Origin of the sequence: Eubacterium ramulus ATCC 29099, assembly GCF_000469345.1 — a bacterium.
Classification (GTDB): Bacteria; Bacillota; Clostridia; order Lachnospirales; family Lachnospiraceae; genus Eubacterium_I; species Eubacterium_I ramulus.
This window is the reverse complement of record NZ_KI271108.1, coordinates 147,051-150,992: the sequence shown is the minus strand read 5'-3', so window position 1 is coordinate 150,992 and position 3,942 is coordinate 147,051. Positions and strand designations below refer to the sequence as shown.

The following is a 3,942-nucleotide window of genomic DNA, read 5'->3' as shown; positions in this document are numbered from 1 at the left end:
ATTCGCAATCCGCTTTCGCTACTTGCTCATGACTTATTTATTTCCGATATCATACGGTGTGGTCTGATATACATAGTAATTCAACCAGTTGGAAAACAGCAGCTGTCCTGCGGAACGCCAGGTAACTACCGGTTCCTTCGTCGGATCATCATCCGGATAATAATGATACGGAATATGTGGATTCAGACCTTTTTCAAAATCACGTTTGTACTCCAGTTCCAGTGTATTGGCATCATATTCCAGATGACAAAGTACAAAAAAGTTTTTGGAATCCGTCGTTTTCAAAATTGTCGGTCCGCCCGCTTCACTGTCTGCGATCAGCTCCAATTCCGGAACTTTGTCTACATCCTCTTTGAGAATGCCAACTTCACGTGAATGCGGTGCATTGAACACATCGTCAAATCCACGGAACAACGGGGAACTCTTCTTCAATACGGTATTGGAATACACACCGGAAAGTTTTTCCGGATATTCCACAGTCGGAATACCGAAATGATAATAGAGTCCAGCCAGTGCTCCCCAGCAGATGTGCATTGTAGAGTGTACATGCGTCTTTGCCCATTCCATAATCTTGCAAAGTTCTTTCCAGTAATGTACTTCCTCATACGGTACAAAAGCCAGCGGTGCGCCTGTAATGATCAGTCCGTCGAACCAGCGGTCCTTCACCTGTTCAAATGTCGTGTAGAATGATTCCATATGCTCTGTATCCACATGTTGAGGGGTATAGCTGGCAGTCTGTAAAAATTCCACCTTGATCTGAAGCGGTGTGTTTGAAAGTTTCCGAAGCAGCTGATTTTCTGTAATTACCTTGGTAGGCATCAGATTCAAAATCAGCACGTTCAGGGGACGGATATCCTGATGCATTGCCCGATACTCCGTCATAACAAAAATATTCTCGCTTTCAAGAACTGCTGTTGCTGGCAGTGAATCTGGTATTTTAATCGGCATATCCTTTTCCTCCTTTTATTTTTTCACAACGATCAGCCAGATACATATATGAAAAAAACTATGCACCGGATAACAGTTATGAATGATGAAGACTGTCCTTTCAGTCTTCGCAGATGATTCTATTCTATCTGTTCTTTCTATATAAATCAACAACTATTTTATTTCATAGCAGGTATATTTTTTCAAAAAGCATCTGAAGTCTCTTTACTATGCTTCTTTTTTCAATACATGGACCACTTTCACGATTAACGGGATCACCATGGCGATCCATACCATCGGCTCTGCCCAGATAATGCCCCAGTATGCAAACATCGGTGCAAACACAAAGGCAAATATGATTTTTCCCGCAAGTTCGATACAGCTGGAGAACACAGGAATGACCCGGTCTCCAAAACCCTGCATGGAATTGCGCAAGATAACGATCACCCCACAGATTACGATGAAAGACATATCCACTTTTAAATAAGTGCTTCCCCAGTAAATTACATCCGGATTGGTAGTACTTGCAACAAACTGGATCAGTTTTCCTTCTATCGTGTGACAGATCAGGAAAACTACAACTGCCCAGACTGCCGCAATGATCAGAGATGCACGGATTCCCTGCCGGATCCGGTCAAAGCGTCTTGCACCATAATTCTGTCCGCAATAGGTCGCCATGGCAGAACCAAGCACACTGTTTGGCAGAGACACGAGTTCAAATACTTTTCGGGCTGCCGTGTGAGCCACAATGACTGTTGTTCCCAGTGTATTAATGGCAGACTGCAGCAAAATCGTTCCAATGCCGACCAGACAGGACATCAGCCCCATCGACAGTCCGCTTTTATACATTTCTGCCATCAGTTCCCGGTCAAATCGGAAATCCTCTTTCTGTATATGCAGAATCGGGAATTTCCGGAAAATACGAATCAGGCACAGCACCACAGACAAAAGCTGTGCCAGCACCGTAGCATAGGCTGCTCCCTGCACTCCCATCTGAAATCCAAGGATAAACAAATAGTCCAGCCCAATGTTGCTCACAGTTGCTACAATCAGAAAAATCAACGGTGTCAGTGCATCCCCGATAGCCCGCAGTGTATTGGCACACAGGTTGTAAAACAGCGTGGCAAAGAGTCCTACGATCAGCACACTGATATAGGCATATGCCATCTCAAACTGCGCCTGCGGCACATGCAGCAGATTCAGCACCGGATGCAGGAAAATCATCAACATCAGCACCAAAGCCAACGTAGTCAGTACACCAAGTGAAATCGCAGCTGCAAAAGTTTTTTTCAGCCGCTTCCTGTTTTTTGCCCCGAAACACATAGCTGTGATCAGTGAAAATCCAAGCGTCAGACCGTTCAGAAATCCGGTCATCAACGTATGTAACGTGGACACGGAACCCACTGCTGCCAATGCTTCCGTTCCCAGCGTACTTCCTACAATTTTTGTATCTACCAGGCTGTACAACAGCTGAAACACATTTCCCCAGAAAATCGGAATAGAAAACAGCAGGATCTGTTTCCAGGGCGTTCCCTCTGTCAGTGTTTTTGTTTTCATCATTTACCTTTTCTCCCATTTAAAAATACCGATAAATCCGTTTTCCACATACACGGATCATACCGTAAACCGGTGTTTCCCTGTATCCGGAAAACGATTCCTCTTCTCGTTAACCTTAGAAAGTATAAAGATTTATTGGACGAAATGCAAGTGAAATGTTACACTAATATACAGCGTCAGCACCTCACTTTTGCTCAAAAGTCTACAACAGGTGAAACTGATGCATCGTATATTCGATTTACAAGGGGATACATACAACAATGGACAGACAAAAAAACAAATATTATTATCTGAAAGGAATCAAGAATGGTATGCCGATCTGTCTCGGCTATCTCGCGGTTTCTTTTACACTGGGCATCACTGCCCGAAATGCAGGTATGACGGCCTGGCAAGCCATGCTCACCAGTCTCGCCTGCAACGCTTCCGCCGGTCAGTATGCGGGCTTTACCGTGATTGCAGCCGGCGGCACTTATTTTGAAATGGTCCTGATGGAGCTTGTGGCAAACGCACGTTATCTGCTGATGTCATGCTCCCTGAGTCAGAAGTTTTCTTCCGAAACCGGTCTGCTGCACCGTCTGCTGGTTGGTTTTGACGTCACCGATGAAATCTTCGGTGTCGCGGTATCGGAACCCGGAAAACTGAATCCGTTTTACAATTATGGCATGATGACGGTTGCCATTCCGGGCTGGAGTCTCGGTACATTTTTCGGTGTTATTATGGGTAATATCCTGCCTGCTAACATTGTAAGTGCATTGAGCGTCGGACTGTACGGCATGTTCCTTGCCATCATCATTCCGCCTGCACGCAAGAATAAGGTAATTGCAGCACTGGTCACTATCTCCATGGTTTCCAGCTATATCTTCTCACGGCTTCCGGTGATTTCCGACATTTCCTCCGGTATCCGCACCATTATTCTCACGGTGGCAATCGCAGGCATCGCAGCAATCCTGTTCCCGGTAAAGGAGGAAACCGAACATGCAGCATAATATCTACATCTACATTCTGGTCATGTTTGCCGTGACCTACCTGATCCGTGTCCTTCCGCTGACACTGATCCGCAGAGAGATCAAAAATAAAACCATCCGGTCATTTCTGTACTATGTGCCTTATGTCACACTGGCCGTTATGACATTTCCGGCTATCATGGAAGCAACAAACAGCCCCGTGGCCGGACTTGCTGCCCTGGTGGTCGGTATCATACTGGCTTGGTTCGGACGCAGCCTCTTCCAGGTAGCGGTGCTGTCCTGTGTCGTGGTATTTGTGCTGGAGCTTTTTATGTAAATTGTTTGTCTGTGTAAAAGGCAAATCTGAAGCAGAAATCCAGACAGACACGGATGATTTTCTACCTCCGCTGCGCCGCTTATCTCTGCCTCCTCCCGCGAACTCGCACGCAAAGACTGCGTGCTCAGACACACTCACGGAGGCAGGCTATGCTCGCTGCGGTAACGAAAATCAACC

At 45.9% G+C, this 3,942-nt stretch carries 4 protein-coding genes; 2 read left to right on the top strand and 2 right to left on the bottom strand.

What is annotated here, in order from left to right:
* Positions 1-33: 33 nt before the first annotated feature.
* Entirely contained in the window at positions 34-948 is a 915-nt protein-coding gene (locus HMPREF0373_RS05385; RefSeq protein WP_021738621.1) for a homoserine O-succinyltransferase, read from the bottom strand.
* A gap of 207 nt (positions 949-1,155) precedes the next feature.
* A complete protein-coding gene (locus HMPREF0373_RS05380; protein WP_021738619.1) occupies positions 1,156-2,487 on the bottom strand; it encodes an MATE family efflux transporter in 1,332 nt (443 codons plus the stop codon).
* 257 nt (positions 2,488-2,744) lie between these two features.
* On the opposite strand from HMPREF0373_RS05380, the gene HMPREF0373_RS05375 reads away from it, so the two are divergent.
* Positions 2,745-3,470 carry an AzlC family ABC transporter permease gene (locus tag HMPREF0373_RS05375; RefSeq protein WP_021738618.1) on the top strand — a complete coding sequence of 242 codons (726 nt, stop codon included), beginning with the start codon at positions 2,745-2,747 and terminating at the stop codon, positions 3,468-3,470.
* Positions 3,460-3,765: an AzlD domain-containing protein gene (locus tag HMPREF0373_RS05370; protein ID WP_021738617.1), complete on the top strand. Its 306-nt coding sequence runs from the start codon at positions 3,460-3,462 to the stop codon at positions 3,763-3,765. Before HMPREF0373_RS05375 ends, HMPREF0373_RS05370 begins: the two co-directional genes overlap by 11 nt.
* The last annotated feature ends 177 nt before the right edge of the window (positions 3,766-3,942 follow it).

Coding starts and splice junctions, on each gene's coding strand:
- HMPREF0373_RS05385 (WP_021738621.1), bottom strand. CDS start 948: ATGCCGATTAAAATACCAGATTCACTGCCAGCAACAGCAGTTCTTGAA.
- HMPREF0373_RS05380 (WP_021738619.1), bottom strand. CDS start 2,487: ATGATGAAAACAAAAACACTGACAGAGGGAACGCCCTGGAAACAGATC.
- HMPREF0373_RS05375 (WP_021738618.1), top strand. CDS start 2,745: ATGGACAGACAAAAAAACAAATATTATTATCTGAAAGGAATCAAGAAT.
- HMPREF0373_RS05370 (WP_021738617.1), top strand. CDS start 3,460: ATGCAGCATAATATCTACATCTACATTCTGGTCATGTTTGCCGTGACC.